The organism is Erwinia sp. PPS120 (genome assembly GCF_047918655.1).
GTDB lineage: Bacteria > Pseudomonadota > Gammaproteobacteria > Enterobacterales > Enterobacteriaceae > Erwinia > Erwinia tasmaniensis_A.
In genome coordinates this window covers 64891-88234 of the sequence record NZ_JBLREF010000013.1, presented here as the reverse complement: position 1 = coordinate 88234, position 23344 = coordinate 64891, and the positions used below count along the sequence as shown (strand labels likewise).

General features: G+C 55.6%; 17 protein-coding genes and 1 pseudogene. 2 read left to right on the top strand and 16 right to left on the bottom strand.

Going from position 1 to position 23344, the window contains the following annotated elements; genetic code table 11:
- The first annotated feature begins 243 nt into the window (after positions 1-243).
- Positions 244-1899 carry a glucan biosynthesis protein D gene (locus ACLRGG_RS08230; protein ID WP_416249258.1) on the top strand — a complete coding sequence of 552 codons (1656 nt, stop codon included), beginning with the start codon at positions 244-246 and terminating at the stop codon, positions 1897-1899.
- A gap of 54 nt (positions 1900-1953) precedes the next feature.
- On the opposite strand, the gene ACLRGG_RS08225 is transcribed toward ACLRGG_RS08230, so the two are convergent.
- The 16 genes and pseudogenes from ACLRGG_RS08225 to lrhA all read right to left on the bottom strand — a co-directional run bounded on the left by ACLRGG_RS08225 (position 1954) and on the right by lrhA (position 20874).
- Positions 1954-2403 carry a GNAT family N-acetyltransferase gene (locus tag ACLRGG_RS08225; protein ID WP_416249257.1) on the bottom strand — a complete coding sequence of 150 codons (450 nt, stop codon included), beginning with the start codon at positions 2401-2403 and terminating at the stop codon, positions 1954-1956.
- 28 nt (positions 2404-2431) lie between these two features.
- Positions 2432-3730: an HdeD family acid-resistance protein gene (locus ACLRGG_RS08220; protein ID WP_416249256.1), complete on the bottom strand. Its 1299-nt coding sequence runs from the start codon at positions 3728-3730 to the stop codon at positions 2432-2434.
- A 245-nt stretch (positions 3731-3975) separates the two neighbouring features.
- Positions 3976-5433: an NADH-quinone oxidoreductase subunit NuoN gene (gene nuoN, locus ACLRGG_RS08215; RefSeq protein ID WP_416249255.1), complete on the bottom strand. Its 1458-nt coding sequence runs from the start codon at positions 5431-5433 to the stop codon at positions 3976-3978.
- A gap of 6 nt (positions 5434-5439) precedes the next feature.
- Positions 5440-6960 (bottom strand): NADH-quinone oxidoreductase subunit M, encoded by a 1521-nt coding sequence (gene nuoM, locus ACLRGG_RS08210; protein WP_416249254.1) that lies wholly within the window; start codon positions 6958-6960, stop codon positions 5440-5442.
- 214 nt (positions 6961-7174) lie between these two features.
- A complete protein-coding gene (gene nuoL / locus ACLRGG_RS08205) occupies positions 7175-9013 on the bottom strand; it encodes an NADH-quinone oxidoreductase subunit L (RefSeq protein WP_416249253.1) in 1839 nt (612 codons plus the stop codon).
- Positions 9010-9312 carry an NADH-quinone oxidoreductase subunit NuoK gene (gene nuoK / locus ACLRGG_RS08200; protein WP_067705691.1) on the bottom strand — a complete coding sequence of 101 codons (303 nt, stop codon included), beginning with the start codon at positions 9310-9312 and terminating at the stop codon, positions 9010-9012. Before nuoK ends, nuoL begins: the two co-directional genes overlap by 4 nt.
- A complete protein-coding gene (gene nuoJ / locus ACLRGG_RS08195; RefSeq protein ID WP_416249252.1) occupies positions 9309-9863 on the bottom strand; it encodes an NADH-quinone oxidoreductase subunit J in 555 nt (184 codons plus the stop codon). Before nuoJ ends, nuoK begins: the two co-directional genes overlap by 4 nt.
- 10 nt (positions 9864-9873) lie before the next feature.
- Positions 9874-10416, bottom strand: coding sequence for an NADH-quinone oxidoreductase subunit NuoI (nuoI, locus tag ACLRGG_RS08190; RefSeq protein WP_416249251.1), 543 nt, complete (start codon positions 10414-10416; stop codon positions 9874-9876).
- Positions 10417-10427: 11 nt separating this feature from the next.
- Positions 10428-11405 (bottom strand): NADH-quinone oxidoreductase subunit NuoH, encoded by a 978-nt coding sequence (gene nuoH, locus ACLRGG_RS08185; RefSeq protein ID WP_067705697.1) that lies wholly within the window; start codon positions 11403-11405, stop codon positions 10428-10430.
- Positions 11402-14128 (bottom strand): NADH-quinone oxidoreductase subunit NuoG, encoded by a 2727-nt coding sequence (gene nuoG, locus ACLRGG_RS08180; protein ID WP_416249250.1) that lies wholly within the window; start codon positions 14126-14128, stop codon positions 11402-11404. Before nuoG ends, nuoH begins: the two co-directional genes overlap by 4 nt.
- Positions 14129-14334: 206 nt before the next feature.
- Positions 14335-15681 (bottom strand): NADH-quinone oxidoreductase subunit NuoF, encoded by a 1347-nt coding sequence (gene nuoF / locus ACLRGG_RS08175; protein WP_345828357.1) that lies wholly within the window; start codon positions 15679-15681, stop codon positions 14335-14337.
- Positions 15678-16193, bottom strand: coding sequence for an NADH-quinone oxidoreductase subunit NuoE (gene nuoE, locus ACLRGG_RS08170; RefSeq protein WP_416249249.1), 516 nt, complete (start codon positions 16191-16193; stop codon positions 15678-15680). The genes nuoF and nuoE overlap by 4 nt, the downstream gene beginning before the upstream one ends.
- 2 nt (positions 16194-16195) lie before the next feature.
- Positions 16196-18009, bottom strand: a pseudogene (nuoC, locus tag ACLRGG_RS08165) (NADH-quinone oxidoreductase subunit C/D).
- 121 nt (positions 18010-18130) lie between these two features.
- Positions 18131-18805: a NuoB/complex I 20 kDa subunit family protein gene (locus ACLRGG_RS08160; protein ID WP_067705705.1), complete on the bottom strand. Its 675-nt coding sequence runs from the start codon at positions 18803-18805 to the stop codon at positions 18131-18133.
- A gap of 15 nt (positions 18806-18820) precedes the next feature.
- Positions 18821-19258: an NADH-quinone oxidoreductase subunit A gene (locus ACLRGG_RS08155; RefSeq protein WP_067705708.1), complete on the bottom strand. Its 438-nt coding sequence runs from the start codon at positions 19256-19258 to the stop codon at positions 18821-18823.
- 689 nt (positions 19259-19947) lie between these two features.
- Positions 19948-20874: a transcriptional regulator LrhA gene (lrhA, locus tag ACLRGG_RS08150; protein ID WP_416249248.1), complete on the bottom strand. Its 927-nt coding sequence runs from the start codon at positions 20872-20874 to the stop codon at positions 19948-19950.
- Between the two features lie 1023 nt (positions 20875-21897).
- Between lrhA and ACLRGG_RS08145 the strand changes: the two genes are divergently transcribed.
- On the top strand, positions 21898-23112 hold the full coding sequence (locus ACLRGG_RS08145; protein WP_416249247.1) for a pyridoxal phosphate-dependent aminotransferase: 1215 nt from the start codon (positions 21898-21900) through the stop codon (positions 23110-23112).
- Positions 23113-23344 lie beyond the last annotated feature (232 nt).

Sequence of the window (23344 nt, the reverse complement as noted above, 5' to 3'; positions counted from 1 at the left end):
CGGTGAATAATGCGCCAGACGAAAAAAACCGGGATTAAACGGATTACACTGCTTTGATTAGATTAATCTGATAAATTTCGCAGCAGTGAATTTTCAAACCGCTACGCTGTCGTACCCCTCTGTGACCTTGCTCACAACTCGGGTAAAGCAGGCTGCGTTTCGTTCGGGTCGTGACGCAGCTGATGTGCATCAGTGCGCGACAGGCTCTACACACTCCGTTCAGCAAAGGAAATGATTTCTGGCATGAATCGAAGAATGTTTATGAAAGCGTCAATGGCTTTCGCTACGGTAAGCGGGATGTCCGGTTTATCAACGTTATTTGCTCAGGCCGCCTGGGCAGACACCGATATTGCCGACGGCACGGCGAAGCGATTTGACTTCGACGTGCTGAAAAAGATGGCCGCCAGTCTGGCCAGACAGCCCTGGAGCGGCGCGCCAGCGCCTCTGCCGGAAACGCTGGCCACGCTGACGCCGCAGGCCTATAACGAAATCCAGTATGACGCCAATCACTCGCTGTGGAATGCCACCCCCGATCGAGAGCTGGACGTTCAGTTCTTCCACGTGGGGATGGGATTTAAGCGCCGCCTGCGCATGTTTTCCGTTGATGCCGCCAGCCGTGAAGCGCGTGAAATCCACTTCCGGCCTGAGCTGTTTAACTACAACAACGCGAAGGTGGATACCCATCAGCTTGAGGGCAAAACCGATCTGGGCTTTGCCGGCTTCCGCGCCTTCAAAAAACCCGAACTGGCCAGTAAAGATATTGTTTCCTTCCTCGGCGCCAGCTATTTTCGCGCCGTTGATGAGACTTATCAGTACGGCCTGTCTGCGCGCGGCGTGGCCATTGACACCTTTAGCAGCAAAGAAGAGTTTCCGGACTTCACCGCCTTCTGGTTTGAAACGCCGGCCGCGGGCGACACCACCTTTACCGTTTATACCCTTCTCGATGGGGCAAGCTGTACCGGTGCCTTCAAGTTTATTATCCACTGCGAAGATAAGCGCGTGGTGATGGAGGTGGAAAACCACCTTTATGCCCGTAAGGATATTGACCAGCTCGGTATTGCACCGATGACCACCATGTTCAGCTGCGGCAATAATGAGCGTCGCATGTGCGATACCATTCACCCGCAAATCCATGACTCCGATCGTCTGGCAATGTGGACCGGCACCGGAGAGTGGATCTGCCGCCCGCTGAACAATCCGCAGCGCCTGACCTATAACGCCTACCAGGATGAAAATCCGCGCGGCTTCGGCATGTTGCAGCTGGATCATGATTTTCAGGACTATCAGGATGTGATCGGCTGGTACAACAAGCGCCCCAGCCTGTGGGTGGAGCCGGTTGGCAAGTGGGGCAAGGGGGCCATCAATCTGATGGAGATCCCTACCACGGGGGAAACGCTGGATAATATCGTTTGCTTCTGGCGTCCTGCCGAGGCCATTAAGGCAGGCAGCGAGCACAGCTTTAGCTATAAGCTTTACTGGAGCGGTCTGCCGCCGGTCCGCAGCGGCCTGTCGCGCGTAAACGCCACGCGCACCGGCATGGGCGGCTTCCCGGAGGGCTGGGCACCGGGCGAGCATTACCCGGATGTCTGGGCGCGTCGTTTCGCGGTGGACTTTGTCGGTGGCGATCTTAAAGCCGCTGCGCCAAAGGGGATTGAACCGGTAATAAACGTGACGTCAGGCACCATCAAACAGGTGGAAATCCTCTACGTTGAGCCGATTGATGGCTACCGTATCCTGTTTGACTGGTACCCCAACAGCGACTCTACCGAGCCGGTCAACCTGCGCCTGTTCCTGCGTACGAAGGATGAGACGCTGAGTGAAACCTGGCTTTATCAGTACTTCCCGCCGCCGCCCGATAAGCGCCGGTATGTGGATGACCGACAGATGACCGCGGGCTGACATCAGGAGGGCGAGGTTTACTCGCCCTTTTGATTCACCGCTTTACGTCTCCGTTTACCTTTCCATATCAATATGCGGAATAGCGTCTTCCAGGTAAGTGTCGCTCACCGGCGTAAACCCGAAACCGGCATAAAAGCGTTGCAGATGAGCCTGCGCAGAGAGGAAGATTTTGTGCTGCGGCCAGTGCTGTTCGCAGCAATCGACGGCCTGCTCCATCAGCCGGTTACCCAGGCTTAATCCACGCGCTTCACTGGCAACGATAACCCGGCCAATTTTCACCGGTTCACTGTCCGTTTGCGGAGCCAGCAGGCGGGCACAGGCGACCAGCTTGTTATCCATCATCCCCAGCAGATGGCGATTTTCACCCAGCAAATCAATGCCATCCGCATCCTGATAGGGACAGTTTTGCTCAACCACAAATACCGCGCTGCGCAGGGCTAATAGCTGGTAGAGCTGCGCCGTGTTCAGTTCAGTGTGATGCAGATCGTGCCACTCTGGTTTCATGCATTTTCTCCGTTTCAGCCAGTGGCATCTACTTTAGCTGTAATCGCCTGCGGAAACGACTCTGCCGTATGCGTCCTGCTGCGGGGGCGGTGACCTTTTTAAGCAGCGTTACGTAGTCCATTAACAGGCCGGGCGTCCATGTCATCCCCTCCGCACGGCTGCGTACCAGCCCCAGCAGCCAGAACTGCGGGTCAAACAGAAGTGCGAATCCCCGCATACCCCGATCGCTTAATATCCCCTCCATCGCCACATCCAGCGCCTGCATAACGCTGGTTGAACAGTTGCGCGACGTCAGGTTATAGGTGGTATCTGACGAGTAAATTTTCCAGTAGTTTCGCAGCGCCTCTGCATTGTAACGCGGTAAATGGATGCGATGGTCAGGCAGGCACCAGTCATCAATTTCCTGCTGGAGCGAGGGCAGAAAACAGCCTGACACATCGTACTCTTCCCCTGCGCGCAGTACGGCGCGGAAGTTCGTGAAGTTGCGATCGATATCCTTCACCGGATAGTGGCTGATGTAAATCTCCTGCTCCAGAGAGAGCGCAGCATGACCGGCTGAGATAATGCCGTGCTGATCCACCGCGGCAAGATAGCGATCGATAATTAATCGCCGGTCGGTAACCTCAGCCGATCCGACCGGTGTCCACACCAGCACCTTGAGCGGAGCCGCTGGATCGCAGTCAGGAAACGGGGGATGGGAATAGGCCGTGCCGTGCGGGCGGCGCAGTCCGCGCGAGGTGTACATCGGCAGGGTCGTAACCGAGGCGTTTTCCGGCAGCCGCCAGACCTGCAGCGCCATCGCCATGGTTGCCGCTCCCCAGGCCAGCAGGACCAGCGCGAAGCAGAGCGGAACGGTGATATGATGATGAAACGGCCAGTTGCTGAAGATCACGCCGCTCAGACCGATCTCCGTCAGCCCCAGCATCACCTTCCTGCGCCAGAGTCGGCAGCGCATCAGCGAGGTAGAAATCAGCCGGAACAGGCCGTCCAGCAGGAATGCCACCCCGAACAGCAGCGAGGCGGTGACATTGTTATCGGCGGGATCGCTGAAGATCAGAAAGGCGATCAGCAGAAAGGCCCAGCCCTTCGCCATCCCCGGCCAGTCAATGCGTAAATCGGCCACCCGCGCCTTAATACACTCCCCGACCCCGGCAACAATCAGCAGTAAGGCCAGCATATTGAGCGGCACCGACAGTAACCCATCCTGAGCAATATCAATGATGATAGCGATCCCCAGACCAAAGCAGGTCAGGGCGACTCCGACCAGCGTCAGCCAGCGCGCTTTCAGCAGCTGTGCGCCCATCAGCAAAAATAACAATCTGAGCAAAGGATCTCTCCGGCCTGAGTAGTCTGTGACAGACATCCACTATTGTATTCGGTTAAGACGATACGCCCGGGAAAGCGTTCAGTCGTTCGGCGGCTAAAGTACGTCTGTTTACTAACCGTTAGCAATAGCAGGCAACATACGCCCGTTTGCTTAGTTTTTGCTTAATGCATTAGGTGTACAGAGGGGAAACAGGAAGCAAAAAAAACGGGCTCCCAGGGGAGCCCGTTTTATCAGCAGGGTGAGAATTACATTAAAGGCTGCGCCATCTGCACCAGCGAAATCAGCGGCTGAGGATAGACACCCAGCAGCAGTACGAGGATGGCAGAAATCAACACCACGACCCCGCCTGCGGTGAATGCCCAGTTTGCTGGCGTATCACGCTGCAACAGCTCCGGCGGATTCAGGTAGAGGCTGACGGTCACGCGCAGATAGTAGTAGAGGCCGATGGCACTCCCGACGACCACTGCGCCGGTCAGCCACCACAGATGCGCCCCCACGCCCACCGCGATAATATAAAACTTACCGATAAAGCCCAGCGTCATTGGGATCCCGGCCAGTGACAGCATCATCACCGTCATCACCGCCGACAGAATCGGACGATGCCAGAACAGACCACGATAGGAATAGAGTGAATCCGCATCCGGCCCACGGTAAGGGCTGGACATCAGGCTGACCACGCCAAAAGCACCCAGACTGCTGAACAGGTAGCCTGCCAGGTAGACCCCGACCGCTTCCAGCGACAGCTGGTGAGTCTGAATAGCGATCAACGCCACCAGCAGATATCCCAGATGCGCGATAGAGGAATAGCCGAGCAGACGCTTGATATTGGTCTGCGAAATGGCCATCAGGTTACCGAACAGGATTGAGGCAACGGCAATGAGCGCCAGCACCAAACGTACCGCTTCGCTGTCCGCTACCGGCGCATCAAGGAACAAACGCATCACCACGCCAAAGATAGCAATCTTGCTGGCGGTTGCCAGGAAAGCCGATACCGGTGCGGGTGCACCCTGATAAACATCTGGCGTCCACAGGTGGAAAGGCACCAGTGACAGCTTGAAGCCCAGACCGACGATCATCATGCCCAGCCCTGCCAGCAGCAGTGGCTGATGCAGCAGACCGTCGTTCAGGCTTTGGCCCAGCGCCACAAAGCTCAGGTTGCCGGAATCGGCATAGACAAGCGCCATCCCAAACAGCAGGAAGGAGGAGGCCACCGCTGACATAATGGTGTATTTGATACTGGCTTCCAGCGAACGCTTTTGCTGGAAGGCGTAGCCCACCAGACCAAACAGCGGCAGGGAGATCAGCTCAATGCCGATAAACAGCGACGCAAGATGGTTCGCGCTGGCCAGAACGATACCGCCTGCCGCTGCGATCAGCACCAGCAGGTAGAACTCTTCGCGGTTATCGGGATAGGTCGCCAGCCACGGGTAGGCAAAGGTGCAGGTCGCCAGGCTGGCAAGGATCACCAGTCCGCTATAGAGCATCGAATAGCCATCCACGCGCAGCAGCGGCGTGACGTCCATCGCGCCGACGTGCCCCACAAAAAAGAGCGAGAACAGGGCAACGTTAAGACCTGCCACCGCCAGCGTGGCATTGGCGAAGTGGTTGCGCCGCCACGCAATGGAGAGCATTACCACGACCACCGTCAATCCGACGATCAGCAACGGCAGTAGCGCGATCAATTGTTGAGGAGTTATTGTCATGGCGAGTTACGGCCTTGTAGTTAAAATTGAAGCGGTATACCACTGCTGAATGTTACTCATAGCGGCATGAGAGGTATCCAGAATCGGCTGTGGGTAAACGCCCAGCAGCACCAGCAGGACCACCAGCACCATAATCATCAGAAACTCTCTGGGCGACATTCCGCGCAGCGGCGTTTCAGACCTGGGTGCGCCGTAGTAAGCACGCTGCATCATAACCAGTGAATAAACGGACGCGAACACCAGTCCAAAGGTCGCGATAACGATAATCACCGGCACGGACCTGAAGCTGCCGGTCAGGATCATAAACTCACCCACAAAGTTACCGGTCCCCGGCATCCCCAGGTTGGCAACGGCGAAGAACAGCGACAGTCCCGGCAGCCATTTAATGCGTGACCACAGGCCGCCCATCTGGCGCATATCACGGGTATGCAGCCGCTCATACAGCTGACCGCAGAGGATAAACAGCGCGGCAGCAGAGAGACCGTGAGCAATCATCTGCACCACCGCCCCCTGGAACGCGAGCTGACTGCCGGTATAGATTGCAATCAGCACGAAGCCCATATGCGAAATGGAGGTGTAGGCAATCAGGCGCTTGATGTCGTACTGTGAGAAAGCCATCCACGCGCCGTAGAAGATACCGATGATCCCGAGCCACATGGCGATCGGGGCAAATTCCGCAGAGGCGTGTGGAAACAGCGGCAGCGCGAAGCGCAGCAGACCATAGGCCGCCGTCTTCAGCAGAATACCCGCCAGATCCACCGAACCCGCCGTGGGTGCCTGACTGTGCGCGTCCGGCAGCCAGCCATGCAGCGGCACCACCGGCATTTTTACCGCAAAGGCAATGAAGAAGCCGAGCATCAGCGCATATTCAACGGTGTGCGACATCGGCGTTTTCAGCAGGTCTTCGTAGTTGAAGGTCCAGATGCCCGTCGCGTTGTAGTGCACAAAGACCAGCGCCAGAATGGCAATCAGCATCACCAGACCGCTGGCCTGGGTATAAATAAAGAACTTGGTTGCGGCGGTAATACGGGTTTTACCGTCAGATGCCTTATGACCCCAGAGTGCGATCAGGAAGTACATCGGCACCAGCATCATTTCCCAGAAAAAGAAGAACAGGAACATGTCGATGGCAAGGAACACGCCTATCACGCCGCCGAGTATCCACAGCAGGTTCAGGTAGAAGAAGCCCTGCCACTTTTCAATCTCATTCCATGAACAAAGCACAGCCATCACGCCAAGCAGGCCGGTCAGTACCACCATTAACAGCGACAGACCGTCCAGCGCCAGATGCACATTAATGCCGAAGCGCGGGATCCAGGAGACGAGGAATTCCGATTGCCACTGCGGCAGGCCCGCAGCCTGCGTCAGCGAATAGCCTCCCTGCATCCAGAGCTGCAGCGAGAGTACCAGCGTCAGTCCCATCGAGATCAGCGCTATCCAGCGCGGCAGTTTGCTGCTTATGCGCTCAAGCTGCCAGCATAGCAGGCCACCGATAAACGGGATGAGTATAAGCCAGGGTAATAACATGGCGTTTTGTTTCCCTTTTCTGAACCTGCATGGGCTATCTTGCTTGCCATTTTCGCCCCCGGCAGTGCTCGCACTCCTCACATACAAAAGTATGCTGTGGTGCTGCGCGCTGGCGGTGACAAAACTGACTGCGCCGATGACGCCCAACCTTCAGGTAATTTTCAATATCTTCAAATCAAAGGGCGAGGTACGAGCCCTCCCCCGCCACTAACCTTTAAACCACCATCAGCAGCGCCAGCACCACAACGGCACCGATGCTCATGGAAGCGACATACCAGCGCAGATAGCCGTTTTCACTGACTACCAGCCCTTTATTCGCCACGCGGGAGAACAAAGCGGGCAGATTCATCAGCGTATTCAGCGGATCGCGTGACAAAATTCTGGCGACAAACAGGTAAGGTTTGACGAAGACTTTGTCATAGAGCCAGTCGAAGCCCCAGGCGGCAAACCACCATGTGCTGAAGAAGCGGCCCGGCACGCTGTTGGCAATGCGGGTGACCAGCGTCCGGTTGCCCAGCCACAGCGCCGCGGCCAGCAGAATACCGACAATCGCTACCACGCCAGAGGTGATTTCAAGCGTCAGCACGCGACCATGCGCCAGCGCGGTGGTTTCTGGCAGCACGCCCCTGAGCGGAGGCACTATCATCGCGCCAATAAAGGTCGAAAGGAGCAGCAGCACGATCAGCGGCAGATGGTGCGTAATGCCTTTGCCCGCATGCGCGTGAATTTTCTCTTTCCCGTGGAAGGTGATAAAGATCATCCTGAAGGTGTAGAGCGAGGTCATAAATGCCCCGACCAGACCGGCCGCCATCAGGTTGATATGCCCATTAGCCAGCGCACCGGCCAGGATTTCATCCTTACTGAAGAAGCCCGCGGTGATCAGCGGCAACGCCGACAGCGCCGCACCGCCCACGAGGAAGCAGACGTAAACCAGCGGAATGCTTTTACGCAGGCCACCCATTTTGAAGATATTCTGCTCGTGGTGGCAGGCCAGAATCACCGAACCCGAAGAGAGGAACAGCAGGGCTTTGAAGAACGCATGGGTCATCAGATGGAAGATAGCGGCGTCCCAGGCCTGTACGCCAAGCGCCAGGAACATATAGCCAATCTGACTCATGGTTGAGTAGGCCAGCACGCGTTTAATATCCGTCTGTACCAGTGCGGCAAAGCCCGCCAGCACCAGAGTCACCGCGCCAATAATCCCCACCAGATGCAGGACTTCCGGCGTCAGCAGGAACAGGCCGTGCGTGCGCGCAATAAGATAAACCCCGGCGGTTACCATGGTCGCCGCGTGGATCAGCGCAGAAACCGGGGTTGGACCCGCCATCGCATCCGCCAGCCACGTTTGCAGCGGCAGCTGAGCCGATTTACCGACCGCGCCGCCGAGCAGCATAAGCGTGGCCCACTGCAGCATGTGATTATCTGCGGCAAAGTGCGCCGGTGCCAGCTCGACCATTTCCCGGAAGTTCAGGGTGCCCAGCTCGTTGTAGAAAATAAACAGCGCGAAGGCCAGGAACACGTCACCCACACGGGTAATGATAAAGGCCTTCATCGCCGCCGCGCCGTTTTTCGGATCGGTATAGTAGAAGCCGATCAGCAGATAGGAGCAAAGGCCCACGCCTTCCCAGCCCAGATACATCAGCATCAGGTTGTCGGCCAGAACCAGAACCACCATGCTGGCGATAAACAGGTTGGTATAGGCGAAAAAGCGCGAATAGCCCTCTTCTCCCCGCATATACCAGGAGGCAAACATATGGATCAAAAAGCCCACGCCGGTTACCACCGACAGCATGGTCAGCGACAGGCCGTCCAGCGTCAGGTTAACGTTAATGGTGAAGTTGCCCACCTGCATCCAGGTCCACAGCGCCTGATTAAAGACCGCCTGGCCGTGACTGAAAAAATCGATTCCGACATAGACTGTGACCAGCGCCGCCAGACCGACGGACCCCATGCCTACCGTCGCCGCCAGGTTTTCCGACCAGCGGCCCCGGGAAAAGGCCAGCAGCAAAAAGCCGATAAGCGGAAAGAGAACAGTTAAATAGAGAAGATTCATCCGCGCATCTCGCTCACTTTATCAATGTTGAGGTTCTGACTGCGGCGATGAAGCTGAAGCAGCAGCGCCAGACCGATACTTGCCTCGGCCGCGGCCAGGCTGATGGCCAGGATATACATCACCTGGCCGTCCGCCTGTCCCCAATATGCCCCCGCCACGACAAACGCCAGCGCAGCGGCGTTAATCATGATTTCCAGACTGATTAACATAAACAGCAGGTTGCGGCGAATGACCACGCCGGTCAGCCCAAGGACAAATAAAATCGCGGCCAGAATCAGGCCATGTTGCAAAGGGATCATGCGTGTTCCTCCTTCCTGGCTTTTTCAGCGTCTTCCGGACGGTTACTCAGCACTTCACCCGCACGTTTTTCGCGACCAATGTGATAAGCCACCACCAGACCCGCCAGTAACAGCATCGAGGCAAGTTCAACCGCCAGAACGTAAGGGCCAAACAGGCTGATACCCACCGCTTTTGCGTCGATCATCGAACCCGCAATACCGCGATCCTGAACGGACAGGATGGCGTAAATCATTACCACCAGCAGCACCAGTGACAGCAGTCCGGGACCTATCCAGGCGCCAGGCTGCAGCCACTGACGCTCCTGCGCCTGTACGCTGTCGCCCAGATTGAGCATCATCACCACGAAGACGAACAGCACCATAATGGCGCCCGCATAGACGATAATTTCCAGCGCCCCGGCAAAATAGGCACCCAGCGAGAAGAATACGCCGGCAATCGCCAGCAGTGAGATGATCAGATACAGCAGCGCGTGCACCGGGTTGCTATGGGTAATAACGCGTAGCGTGGTGAGTACGGCCACCAGTCCGCAAAGATAAAACGCAAATTCCATGCCTGGCTCCTTAAGGTAACAAGCCCTTGACGTCGACAGGTTTGGCTTCATTTTCAGCCTGACCTTTGTCTTTCCCGTCGATTGCCATACCCGCCATCCGGTAAAAATTATATTCCGGGTATTTGCCCGGACCGGAAATCAGCAGATCCTCTTTTTCATAAACCAGATCCTGACGCCTGAACTCACCCAGCTCAAAGTCCGGGGTAAGCTGAATCGCCGTGGTCGGGCAGGCCTCTTCACACAGGCCGCAGAATATGCAGCGTGAGAAGTTGATGCGAAAAAACTCGGGATACCAGCGGCCATCCTGCATTTCGGCTTTTTGCAGAGAAATACAGCCTACCGGACAGGCAACCGCGCACAGGTTGCAGGCTACGCAGCGCTCCTGACCGTCGGGATCGCGCGTCAGCACGATGCGACCACGATAGCGCGGCGGCAGATACACCGGCTCTTCCGGGTACATCATGGTTTCACGCTTCGCGAACGCGTTCATGCCAATCAGAAATATACTGCGAACCGTGGTGCCAAAACCCACCACAATATCTTTTAATGTCATTGTCTTACCCCTTACTGCGCGTTGTACAGAATCACTGCGGCGGTGGCCAGCAGGTTCAACAGCGTCAACGGCAGACAAACTTTCCAGCCGAACGACATCACCTGGTCATAGCGCGGGCGCGGTAACGCAGCACGAATCAGTATGAACATCATCATGAAGAACGCCGTTTTGATCGCAAACCAGAAGATCGGTGGCAGCCACGGACCATTCCAGCCGCCGAAAAACAGCGTCACCATCAGCGAGGAGACGGTAACAATCCCGACGTATTCACCCACAAAGAACAGGCCAAACTTCATCCCGGCGTATTCAATATGATAACCGTCGGCCAGTTCCTGCTCCGCTTCCGGCTGGTCAAAGGGGTGACGGTGACAGACCGCGACGCCCGCAATGGCAAAGGTCAGAAAGCCGAAGAACTGCGGAATGATATTCCACAGATGCTGCTGGCTGTTGACAATGTCGACCATATTGAACGAACCCGCCTGTGCCACCACGCCCATCAGCGACAGGCCGAGGAACACTTCGTAACTCAGGGTCTGCGCCGAGGCGCGCATCGCCCCCAGCAGGGAGTATTTGTTGTTACTGGACCATCCGGCAAACAGCACCGCATACACGGCCAGCCCGGCCATCATCAGGAAGAACAGCAGCCCAATATTGAGGTCCGCCCCCATCCAGGTTGAGGTCACAGGAACAATAGCCATCGCCAGCAGCAGCGAGGTAAAGGCGATCATCGGCGCCAGCGTGAAAATCACCCGGTCGGTAAAGGGCGGCGTCCAGTCCTCTTTAAAGAACATTTTGATCATGTCCGCTACCAGCTGTAGCGAACCGCCCCAGCCGACCCGGTTAGGTCCGTAGCGGTTCTGGAACAGGCCGAGCAGACGGCGTTCGCCGAAGCTCATAAATGCCCCACAGCCGACCACGACAAACAGGATCACGAGGGCCTTAACCACGGCAATCAGTACGTCAATAACTTCCGGTGTCAGCCAGCTCATTGTGCCGCCTCCTGCAGATTGTCAATATTGGCACCCAGCAGGAAAGGAGGAATGCCCGGCAGGCCAATCGGCAGCCCTACCTGCCCCGCCTGTAACGTTACGGAGAAACGTACCGGCAGACGCAGGGTTTCACCGGCACAGTTAAACTCGACGGTGGCCCCCGCATTCACACCAAGCGTTGCCGCATCGGCCGGGTTAACCATGGCATACAGTGCGGGCATACGCTGCTGAATCACCGCTGAACGCTGCGTCATCTCTTCGCTGCCAAACAGGTGGAAATAAGGCGCCACGCGCCAGCGGCCAGGCTGACCAGCAAAGGCAGCGGGTACTACGTCAAACCAGTCCATCTGCGCCTCACCGGCCTCAAACAGGCGCACGCCCGGGTCGCCATTGCGCAGCTTTCCGCCCACTTCAGCCTGGAATTTATTCCATGCCTGCGGGGAGTTCCAGCCCGGCGCCCATGCAAAGGGGATCTGCGAACGCGCGGCTGAGGGCTGGTTGTTACCCTCCATGGAGAAGGCAAACATGGTGTCCTTATCCTGCGGCTGACGCGGCTCATGTACGCTGATGTTAGCGCGCATGGCGGTACGGCCGCTGGAGCGCGCAGGGGAGCGCGCCAGTTTCTGTCCGCGAATACGGAAGCTGGCATCCGGCGCGGCGTCTTTAATTGCGGCCAGCTGCGGCAGCGCCTGAACGCAGGCGTCGATCACATGGTCAAGCTGGGTCCAGTCCACTTCACGGCTGCGGATAGTGCTCTGCAGTGAGTGCAGCCAGCGCCAGCTTTCAAGCATCTGCACGCTGTCGTTGTAATAGGCCGGATCGTAAACCTGGAAGAAGCGCTGTGCGCGGCCTTCCTGATTGATTACGGTGCCATCGCTCTCCGCAAAGCTGGCGGTGGAGAGGATCAGCCCCGCCCTGTCACTGGTCGCCGTGCGCTGGTGATCGACCACAATCACGTTGGCCGCATTGCTTAACGCCGCGTCCACGCTGGCCTTAGGAGCATGGCGATAGAGATCGTTTTCCATAACGATAACCGCATCCGCCGCGCCGCCTGCCATTTCATCCAGCGCCGCTTCGAGCGGTTGCCCGCCGATCAGGCCCAGACCGACGCTGTTAGCCGCACCGGAAAGCAGGGTAATACCAACGTCGGCACCGCGGCCCTTGAGCGCTTTTGCCACGTTGGCGGCCGCCTGAATAACGGCTTCGCTGCCCGCGTTAACGCCTGAGATAATCAGCGGCTTTCTTGCCCCGGCCAGCGCCTGGACGATAACATCAATTTTTCCGCTCAGCGCCCTGTCGATATCGCTGACCGCTGGCGCCGTTTCATCCAGCGCGTGAGCAATGGCAAAGCCCAGACGAGCCTGGTCTTCCACCGGCGCGCAGTAGCTCCACGCCGCGATGTCATCCATGCGGGTGCGATCGACGTTAGTGACAAAAAGCGGATGTTTGGCGTGCTGTCCAATGTTCATAATGGCCGCAATCTGCCAGTCCGCCACTTTCTGCGCGGCGGCCATCTCACGCGCTTTGCCCTTCACCGCCTGACGTACCGACAGCGCCACCCGGGCACCGGTCTGGGTCAGGTCCTCACCCAGCACCAGCACGGCGTCATAGCTTTCAATTTCACGCAGGGCAGGCGTGTGAATGCCGCCATCGCGTAGAATATTCAGCATCAGCTCAAGCCGCGCCTGTTCAGCGGCCGGGATGCCGGTAAAGAAGTTTTCAGCACCAACCAGCTCGCGCAGAGCGAAATTGCTTTCAACGCTGGCGCGCGGAGAGCCAATACCGATCACTTTCTTCGCCTGACGCAGTACGTCCGCCGCGCCCTGCATTGCCTGTTCGGCGTTGAGGGCGATCCAGTCATTACCGCGACGCTGCATGGGCTGACGTGGCCGGTCTTTCAGGTTCACATAGCCATAGCCAAAGCGCCCGCGATCGCACAGGAAGTACTGGTTTACGGTGCCGTTGTAGCGGTTTTCGATGCGCCTGAGTTCGCCGTAGCGCTCGCCCGGGCTGGTGTTACAGCCCACGCTGCACTGCTGGCAGATGCTTGGGGCATACTGCATATCCCATTTGCGGTTATAGCGCTCGGAGTGCGTTTTGTCGGTAAAGACGCCGGTCGGGCAGATCTCTACCAGGTTGCCGGAGAATTCGCTCTCCAGCGTGCCATCTTCCGGACGACCGAAATAGACGTTGTCATGCGCGCCGTACACGCCAAGATCGGTACCGTCCGCATAATCTTTGTAGTAGCGAACGCAGCGATAACAGGCGATACAGCGGTTCATTTCGTGCGAGATAAACGGACCGAGATCCTGATTGCGGTGGGTACGCTTGGTGAACCGATAGCGACGGAAGCTGTGGCCGGTCATCACGGTCATGTCCTGCAGGTGGCAGTTGCCGCCCTCTTCACAAACCGGACAGTCGTGCGGGTGGTTGGTCATCAGCCACTCCACCACGCTTTCGCGAAACTCTTTCGCTTCACCATCATCAATGGAGATGAACGTGCCGTCTGAGGCCGGGGTCATGCAGGACATGACCAGGCGACCACGGGTGTCTTCGGCATTTTGATATTGCTTGACCGCGCACTGGCGGCAGGCTCCCACGCTTCCCAGCGCAGGGTGCCAGCAAAAATAAGGAATATCGAGGCCGAGCGAGAGGCAAGCCTGTAGCAGGTTGTCCGCTCCATCAACGTCATATTCTTTACCGTCTACATGTATTGTAGCCATAGTGAACATGCTTCCGTAAGGCTCATACGAGCGTTAAACACAATTCTCTTTGCCCTTCATCTTTCCGGCCACAGCGGTGTTGACTGCGTTCTTTTACCCCAGTCACTTACTTATGTAAGCTCCCGGGGATGCGTTCTCTTGTCGCCTTGCTGCGACCGGAAAGCTATTGGGCAAATTTGCGGCGATTTATCGCACTAAATATTCATTTACCAGCGGGCTTTCAGCAGGTTGGCCTGGATGCCCGCAATCGCGTGGGCGTTACTGAACACCTGCGGGGCAATACCTGCCTCGAACTCTTCGCGGAAATATTTGATCGCGCTTTGCAGCGGCTCGACGGCACCCGGCGCATGCGCACAGAAGGTTTTCCCCGGTCCGAGCTGACGGCAAAGTTGCAGCAGCGTTTCGATATCGCCCGGCTGCCCCTCTTTTCGCTCCAGCGCGCGCAAAATTTTGACGCTCCACGGCAGGCCGTCACGGCATGGCGTACACCAGCCGCAGGATTCGCGGGCAAAGAACTCTTCCAGATTGCGCACCAGCGACACCATGTTGATCTCATGGTCCACCGCCATCGCCAGCGCCGTACCCAGACGGCTGCCCGCTTTACCGATGCTGGCAAACTCCATCGGCAGGTCGAGGTGCGATTCCGTCAGAAAGTCAGTCCCCGCCCCGCCCGGCTGCCAGGCCTTGAATTTCAGGCCGTCGCGCATGCCGCCAGCGTAATCTTCCAGGATTTCGCGCGCGGTGGTGCCAAACGGCAGCTCCCAGACGCCAGGGTTTTTAACCCGGCCCGAGAAGCCCATCATCTTGGTACCGGTGTCGTCACTTGAAGAGATGCTTTTGTACCACTCCACGCCGTTGGCGAGGATAGCAGGCACGTTAGACAGGGTTTCCACGTTATTAACGCAGGTAGGTTTGCCCCATACGCCCGCGGAGGCCGGGAAAGGCGGCTTGGAACGCGGGTTCGCGCGACGTCCTTCCAGGGAGTTAATCAGCGCCGTTTCTTCACCGCAAATGTAGCGCCCCGCGCCGGTATGAACGATGAGCTCAAAGTCGAAACCGGTGCCGAGAATATTTTTACCCAGGTAACCCGCTTCGGTCGCTTCCGCAATGGCCCGGCGGAGGTTTACTGCCGCTTCAATATATTCGCCGCGCAGGAAGATGTAGCCACGGTAAGCTTTCAGCGCAAAGGCGCTGATCAGCATACCTTCCACCAGCTGATGCGGCAGCTGCTCCATCAGCAGGCGGTCTTTATAGGTACCGGGCTCCATTTCATCCGCATTACACAGCAGATAGCGGATATTCATCGACTCATCTTTTGGCATCAGGCTCCACTTCAGTCCGGTGGAGAAGCCCGCGCCGCCGCGACCTTTCAGGCCGGATTCTTTCACCGCCGCGACGATTTCGTCCTGAGACAGCGTCTTCAGCGCTTTGTCGGCACCGGCGTAGCCGTTTTTGCTGCGATACTCATCAAAGAAAATGGGCTGTTTATCGTCGCGCAGCCGCCAGGTCAGCGGATGCGTTTCCGCCGTACGAACGATCTCTCTGACTGTCATGGATACTGCTCCAGCAGGTTGACGATATTTTCCGGCGTCAGGTGAACGTGCGTATCCTCGTCCACCATCATCGTCGGCCCCTTGTCACAGTTGCCCAGGCAGCACGTGGGCAGCAGCGTGAATCGGCCATCCGCCGTGGTCTGACCCGGCTTAATGTGCAGATTCTGTTCCAGCGCCGCCTGGATGCCCTGGAAACCGGTGATATGGCACACCACGCTGTCGCAGTAGCGGATCACATGGCGGCCCACCGGCTGGCGGAAGATCTGGCTGTAGAATGTCGCCACGCCTTCAACGTCGCTGGCCGGAATGCCCAGCACCTCAGCGATGGCATGGATAGCGCCGTCCGGCACCCATCCGCGCTGTTTCTGCACGATTTTCAGCGCCTCAATCGAGGCCGCACGCGCGTCTTCGTAATGATGCTTCTCATGCTCAATGGCATCACGCTCTGCCGCGCTCAGCACAAAAGCGTCGTGGTCATCGATCGTTTCGATCGCAATTCTTTCCTGATGCATAGTTAGCGGTCCACGTCTGACATAACAAAATCGATACTACCGAGGTATACGATCAAATCGGATACCAGGCTGCCGTTGATCACCGAAGGGATCTGTTGCAGATGCGGGAAGCTCGGCGTTCGCACGCGGGTGCGGTAGCTCATGGTGCTGCCGTCGCTGGTCAGGTAGTAGCTGTTAATCCCTTTCGTCGCCTCAATCATCTGGAAGGATTCGTTGGCTGGCATCACCGGCCCCCATGAAACCTGCAGGAAGTGAGTGATCAGGGTCTCGATATGCTGCAGGGTGCGCTCTTTCGGCGGCGGCGTGGTCAGCGGATGGTCTGCCTTGAACGGCCCCTCCGGCATGTTGTTCAGGCACTGTTCAAGAATACGCAGGCTCTGGCGCATCTCTTCCATTTTCAACATAACGCGGGTATAGGCACAGCTCACGCCATCGCCAATCGGTATTTCAAAGTCGAAATTTTCATAGCCAGAGTAGGGACGCCATTTACGCACGTCAAAGTCCAGCCCGGTAGCGCGCAGCCCGGCACCGGTTGTTCCCCAGGCCAGCGCCTCTTCCATCCCGTAGGCAGAGACACCTTTAGCACGACCAATCAGCACGCTGTTTTTCAGCGCCGTCTGCTCATAGGCCTTCAGGCGTTTCGGCAGCCAGTTAAGGAATTCCCGCAGCAGGCGATCCCAGCCTTTCGGCAAATCGTGCGCCACACCGCCAATACGGAACCAGGCAGGATGCATACGGAAACCGGTTATCGCTTCCACAACGTCATAAATTTTCTGGCGGTCGGTAAAGGCAAAGAACACCGGTGACATCGCGCCGACGTCCTGAATAAAAGTAGAAATATAGAGCAGATGGCTGTTTATGCGGAACAGCTCTGAAAGCATCACGCGGATCACGTCAACGCGTTCGGGAACCTTGATGCCCGCCAGCTTTTCAACCGCCAGCACGTAAGGCATTTCGTTAACGCAGCCGCCGAGGTATTCGATACGGTCAGTGTAGGGAATGTAGCTGTGCCACGACTGACGTTCGCCCATTTTTTCTGCGCCACGGTGGTGGTAACCCACATCCGGTACGCAGTCGACGATCTCCTCGCCGTCCAGCTGCAGCACAATACGGAAAGCCCCGTGCGCTGAAGGGTGGTTAGGACCGAGGTTGAGGAACATAAAGTCCTCGTTGGCGGTGCTGCGCTTCATGCCCCACTCTTCCGGCTTGAAGGTCATCTGCTCCATTGCCAGATCTTCGGTCTGCTTCGTCAGCTCAAAGGGGTCAAATTCGGTGGCGCGTGCCGGATAATCTTTACGCAGCGGATGCCCCTCCCAGGACTGCGGCATCATGATGCGCGTCAGGTGGGGATGCCCATCGAAAGTGATACCGAACATTTCCCAGGTTTCACGCTCGTACCAGTTGGCGTTAGGGAAAATTTTGGTCAGGGTCGGGACGTGCAGATCTTTCTCTGACAGTGCCACCTTGAGCATAATATCGCGATTACGCTCAATGGAGATGAAGTGGTAGAACACGGAAAAATCTGCGGCAGGCAGGCCTGCGCGATGGGTGCGCAGACGCTCATCCATGCCGTGCAGATCATAGAGCATCACGTAAGGCTGTGGCAGCTTGCGCAGGAATTCCGTGATTTCCAGCAGTTGCTCCCGCTTCACCCAGACCACCGGCACGCCGGTGCGGGTAGGCTGAACGGTGAAAGCATCGGGCCCAAAACGGTTACGCAGCTCGCCAATCACCGGGTCATCCAGGTGATCGCGGGTTTGCCATGCTGGCTGAGCGAGATCTTGCGTGGTCAAATCAGTCATAAGTTATTCACCATGTGGGCCTGCGTGCAGGCGCTCATTATTGGCGTCAGGACGGGCCTTGCGCTGGTTGTGGTTTTTATGCGCCGGGTTTTTCAGGCCACGTCCATAAACTGCAGTGCCCTTTGCGGGCATTCTCTAAATTTCGTCAGGCGTACGCAGCGTGGTGACGGCAATACGCTCGCCCTGCTTACGTTCACGCTCGGACTGCATATTGGCGCGATAAACGCCCTGGTCGCCAACCACCCAGGAGAGTGGACGACGCTCTTTGCCGATCGATTCCTGTAACAGCAGCAGCGCCTGCATATACGCCTCCGGGCGCGGTGGGCAGCCGGGGATATACACATCAACGGGCAGGAATTTATCCACGCCCTGCACCACAGAATAGATGTCGTACATGCCACCGGAGTTAGCACAGGCACCCATCGAAATCACCCACTTAGGTTCCAGCATCTGGTCGTACAGACGCTGAACAACCGGCGCCATTTTTGTGAAGCAGGTACCGGCAACCACCATAAAGTCCGCCTGACGCGGCGAGGCACGAATAACTTCCGAACCAAATCGCGCCACGTCATGCACGGCCGTAAATGACGTGGTCATCTCTACGTAACAACACGAAAGGCCAAAGTTGAACGGCCACAGAGAATTTTTGCGCCCCCAGTTCACCATGTCATGCAGCGCGTGTTCGAGCTTGCCCATGTAGACGCTTTGGTGAACGTGCTTTTCCAGGGGATCGCTGACGATTTCCTGTTTCTGCAGGGGGTAACGGTCATTCTCACCGTTCGGGTCGGCGCGGGTGAGCGTATAGTCCATTTTAATGCCTCGCTGTTACTGCGTATGACGATTGGAATGCGAAATGGTGGTTGGCTTGACCACGATGCGGCGCGGTGCAGGAGCCCAATCCAGTGCACGTATCCGCACCAGATAAACCAGACCAGCAAGCAGTACCAAAATGAAAATCGTAGCTTCCACAAAGCCGGTCCATCCGCTTTCGCGAATGGCGGTCGACCATGCGTATAAATAGAGGGCTTCAACGTCAAAGATGACGAAGAACATGGCCACCAGATAGAACTTGGCAGACATGCGCAGCTTAGCGGTACCCACGGGCGCGGCACCGGACTCAAAAGGGGTATTTGTATAGCGTCCGCGTGCTTTCCCGCCCAGAAACCAGGCCCCGGCTAACATTGCGCAGCACAGACCGACGGAGACAATGAGAAATACAGCGAATGCCCAGTGGTGGGCAACAATTCCATTAGTAGTTGACATGCTTTCTGCTTCACTCACACAGTGATGTCCGGCGTACTGCTCTGTATCGGCAGCTGACCCACCACATCGATTCAAGGGAAAAAATAAAAAACCTTATAAATTTTACGGTCTTTTTTGATAAGACAGCAGTTTTATGGGGTTTTTTACTCCTTTCTATAACCTTTTGTCAACTTTGACAAAAGTATCCACACGTTAATTTACACCCGCAGCATTTTATTAACATATCATGCGCAGAAAGTGAGCTAAATCGAGTCAGTCTCATCCTGTGAACAAAGTGTAGCGGGTATTCCCCTGCATGGATCGAGGTTTTAACACCCTCTATTCTCGCAGGAATTGTCGTCTTTTCCTGCCCCTCATCAGGGTTATTTTTTTGATCCAGGACACAGTTTTATCTTTTATGAAGAAAATCCAGTCACCTTACGGGCCCCTGGGCCACGCGGGCTGGCGCTAGTTGAGAAGAGGAATCATTTAAAAAACTTTAACCAGTGACATTTCAGGGTCTTAAATCGGAGCCGTGAGGCGTGGAGAACAGCAGAAAGTTTAATGCGGATAATTGGGTAGAAACAGGCAGAAAATTACACTAAAAAAAAGCCTTCCCGCTTTACATCGCAGGAAGGCTTTGTTTATCTCAGTTTTCTATTATTTATCTATAATAAATAAAAGCTTGAGAATAAATTATTAACTTAAGATTATTCAGCGTCGTCGGTAAGCTCGCTGCTATCCTGCACAGCCAGAGCGAGGTTATAAGGGTCGTTACTGGACTCCATCGCATTAAATATAGCCAGCGCCAGCTCATTATCGCTTTCCGGGTTACGGCAGAGTAAGTACTCGGTATCCGGCAGTACCGGCAGACCCTCAGCCGCGCCCATTACCCGCAGTTCCGGACTCATCATCTCAACCGGGCGTGCAGTAACACCCAGTCCGGCCTTAACCGCAGCGCGAACAGCCGCCAGCGTGGAAGCCACGTACGAAATGCGCCACGGTATACCCGCCTCATTAAGGTGGTCGATAGCCATATCACGATACGGGCTTGGCTCATCCAGCAGCACCAGCGGGATCGCTTCTCCACGCTGAAAAATATAGTCTGCTGCGCAGTACCATAATGTTGGAGAAGTACGTAGTACCTGCCAGGTGAAGTTCATTGGACTGGAAGTGGTCACGACCAGATCAACCTCGCCCTGATTTAACATCTCCATCATAAAGGGATTACGCTTCACCCGCACATCTATAGCCAGCTTAGGGTAAACCGAAGTCACACGGTTCAGCAGAAACGGCAGGATGGTATCGGAGGTATCGTCGGATGCACCAATAGTCAGGACGCCCTGAATATTGCTGTACATCAGAGAAGTACAGGCCTCGTCATTAAAGCGCAAAATTTTACGCGCATAGCCCAGTAGCTGGATACCATGCTCAGTCAGTAATTTATTGCGCCCGTGTCTGGCGAACAGCTCTTTGCCTACCAGCTGCTCAAGACGCTGCATCTGTTGGCTCACTGCCGACTGCGTTCTGCATACCGCGGCGGCGGCTGCCGCAAAGGTATTCAGATCGGCAACGGCAACAAACGTTCTCAATAGATCAAGGTCAAGATTGAGGATGGGACGATTTGTACTAGTCATTTTTTTTCTTCACTTTATAAGTTTTTATTAACAGCTATCCTGGTGTTTTTCCTTCAATATCAATTTGATACTAAGGGAATCTGGCGGTAATGCACTTGAAATCAGCCGTACATTACTTTTTATCGCAGACCTTAAAACCCTGCCGGTACAAAACCTGAAATACGTTTTCAGGTAATAGCCTTAACAGGTTCTTCGATCTGATACATCACAAACGCATAAGGCCCTGACCCATAAGGATCAGAAAGCCGGGCGGTTAAGGGGGTCAGCGTACGTTGAGATACAATTATTCGGGCTGCGTACCCGGCATTGTAAAGCAATCATCAAAAAGTTGATGGATTAAAAGTTGCCATATTCTCACGCTACTATTAAGAAACCCTTAAGCTTGCAGGCGGCAAAAACGCTGACTATGCCGCCTGAAACACCTGCATATTCGGTGCAAAGTCCGCTGAACATTATCCTGACATACTGCCGATTAATTTTTAAGCCCAAAAGCGATTATTCTTATCAGTAAAATAAGATTTTATTGGCCAACCCTTATCACATCAGCATTCCGCCATAAAAATTTACCATTTCTTACAGGCTTAGTCCTGGAGTATCACACCGGGTACTGACAATCGCACTTCAGACAGTCAGGAACCCATTATGCCATGCTGATTAAACTTTATACACCCAGTAAAGTTTTTTTTGACAATAACCCCATGCATCAATACACCATACTTAACCAAATATTGACAAAAAAGTCCTGCCTCATATGAATAAACTCGCTGACTTTCTCCCCGTTTAACCCGTTGATTGCGGCATATTGACCAATCTGCGGGATTTAATTTTTATGATATTAATTAATCACTAAGCGAACTTACTTTCCTTAGATCCTGCACAGCCCGTTTGATTCATATGGATTTGTTGAATACAGGGGGCTAAAGCCGTCCTGCACCCTTCAAAAGTGACGGTGACAGGAGTACATTGTGCAGGTTTTAATTTTCCACGGCAGGAATGCGGCTCTGAGAGTTTAAGGCGAGAAAAATGAACCCAATTAATAAGTCCGATAAGCTGGATAACGTGTGTTATGACATTCGTGGTCCGGTACTGAAAGAAGCAAAACGTCTGGAAGAAGAAGGTAATAAGGTCCTTAAGCTGAACATCGGCAACCCGGCACCCTTTGGTTTCGAGGCGCCTGACGAAATCCTTGTCGATGTCATCCGTAATCTGCCCAGCGCACAGGGCTACTGCGATTCAAAAGGCCTTTACTCTGCACGTAAGGCGATTGTGCAGCACTATCAGGCACGAGATATGCGTGACATGACCGTTGAAGATGTCTACATCGGCAATGGCGTTTCTGAGCTTATCGTGCAGTCAATGCAGGCGCTGTTGAACAGCGGTGACGAAATGCTGGTGCCTGCGCCCGATTATCCGCTATGGACCGCAGCGGTCTCGCTCTCCAGCGGTAAAGCGGTGCACTATCTCTGTGATGAATCGGCCGGCTGGTTCCCCGACCTTGATGATATCCGCAGCAAAATTACTCCGCGTACCCGGGGCATCGTCATTATTAACCCTAATAATCCGACCGGCGCGGTTTATAGCAAAGAACTGCTGATGGAAGTCGTTGAGCTGGCGCGTCAGCACGAGCTCATTATTTTCGCCGATGAGATCTACGACAAAATTCTTTACGATGCCGCGCAGCATCATTCGATTGCCGCCCTGGCGCCGGACCTGCTTACGGTCACCTTTAACGGCCTGTCCAAAACCTACCGCGTGGCGGGCTTCCGCCAGGGCTGGATGGTGCTTAATGGACCCAAAAAGCATGCTAAAGGCTATATCGAAGGGCTTGAGATGCTTGCGTCAATGCGTCTTTGTGCCAATGTCCCGGCCCAGCATGCCATTCAGACTGCTCTGGGTGGATATCAGAGCATTAGCGAATTTATCGCACCGGGAGGCAGATTGTATGAGCAGCGCCAGCGCGCCTGGGAGCTGATCAATGATATTCCGGGCGTCAGCTGCGTGAAGCCAGACGGCGCGTTGTATATGTTTCCGCGCATTGATGCCAAAAAGTTTAATCTGCACGACGATCAGAAAATGGTGCTGGATTTCCTGTTACAACAAAAAGTTTTACTGGTTCAGGGGAGCGCATTTAACTGGCCCTGGCCGGACCACGTGCGTATCGTTACCCTGCCCCACGTAAACGATCTGGAGATGGCGATCGGTAAATTTGGCCGCTTCCTGGAGGGATACCGCCAGTAAGCCAGTGCTGGGATCAGTTGGGCGGGCTAACGCCGGAAGGGCCTCTCCATTCATCCGTCGGATGCAGTTGGAAGGGTTTCAGGATGCTTTCAGCCCGACGGCAGGGGCTGTCTCCGGCTCCCGCACCATACACCCCCTGTGCCAGCCAGGCTGCCCGTCCCATACAGCCCGGCTGCCACAGGGTGTATACTTGCCGCGAGGGCCGGACAGTCTGGCTCCTTTGTCAACGCAC

Excerpts from the sequence above, each read along its gene's own strand:
- nuoF (WP_345828357.1), bottom strand. The coding sequence starts at position 15,681 with ATGACAGTCAGAGAGATCGTTCGTACGGCGGAAACGCATCCGCTGACC.
- lrhA (WP_416249248.1), bottom strand. The coding sequence starts at position 20,874 with ATGACTAGTACAAATCGTCCCATCCTCAATCTTGACCTTGATCTATTG.
- nuoJ (WP_416249252.1), bottom strand. The coding sequence starts at position 9,863 with ATGGAATTTGCGTTTTATCTTTGCGGACTGGTGGCCGTACTCACCACG.
- nuoN (WP_416249255.1), bottom strand. The coding sequence starts at position 5,433 with ATGACAATAACTCCTCAACAATTGATCGCGCTACTGCCGTTGCTGATC.
- ACLRGG_RS08145 (WP_416249247.1), top strand. The coding sequence starts at position 21,898 with ATGAACCCAATTAATAAGTCCGATAAGCTGGATAACGTGTGTTATGAC.
- ACLRGG_RS08230 (WP_416249258.1), top strand. The coding sequence starts at position 244 with ATGAATCGAAGAATGTTTATGAAAGCGTCAATGGCTTTCGCTACGGTA.
- ACLRGG_RS08160 (WP_067705705.1), bottom strand. The coding sequence starts at position 18,805 with ATGGACTATACGCTCACCCGCGCCGACCCGAACGGTGAGAATGACCGT.
- nuoG (WP_416249250.1), bottom strand. The coding sequence starts at position 14,128 with ATGGCTACAATACATGTAGACGGTAAAGAATATGACGTTGATGGAGCG.
- ACLRGG_RS08155 (WP_067705708.1), bottom strand. The coding sequence starts at position 19,258 with ATGTCAACTACTAATGGAATTGTTGCCCACCACTGGGCATTCGCTGTA.
- nuoH (WP_067705697.1), bottom strand. The coding sequence starts at position 11,405 with ATGAGCTGGCTGACACCGGAAGTTATTGACGTACTGATTGCCGTGGTT.
- nuoK (WP_067705691.1), bottom strand. The coding sequence starts at position 9,312 with ATGATCCCTTTGCAACATGGCCTGATTCTGGCCGCGATTTTATTTGTC.
- ACLRGG_RS08225 (WP_416249257.1), bottom strand. The coding sequence starts at position 2,403 with ATGAAACCAGAGTGGCACGATCTGCATCACACTGAACTGAACACGGCG.
- nuoL (WP_416249253.1), bottom strand. The coding sequence starts at position 9,013 with ATGAATCTTCTCTATTTAACTGTTCTCTTTCCGCTTATCGGCTTTTTG.
- nuoM (WP_416249254.1), bottom strand. The coding sequence starts at position 6,960 with ATGTTATTACCCTGGCTTATACTCATCCCGTTTATCGGTGGCCTGCTA.
- nuoI (WP_416249251.1), bottom strand. The coding sequence starts at position 10,416 with ATGACATTAAAAGATATTGTGGTGGGTTTTGGCACCACGGTTCGCAGT.
- nuoE (WP_416249249.1), bottom strand. The coding sequence starts at position 16,193 with ATGCATCAGGAAAGAATTGCGATCGAAACGATCGATGACCACGACGCT.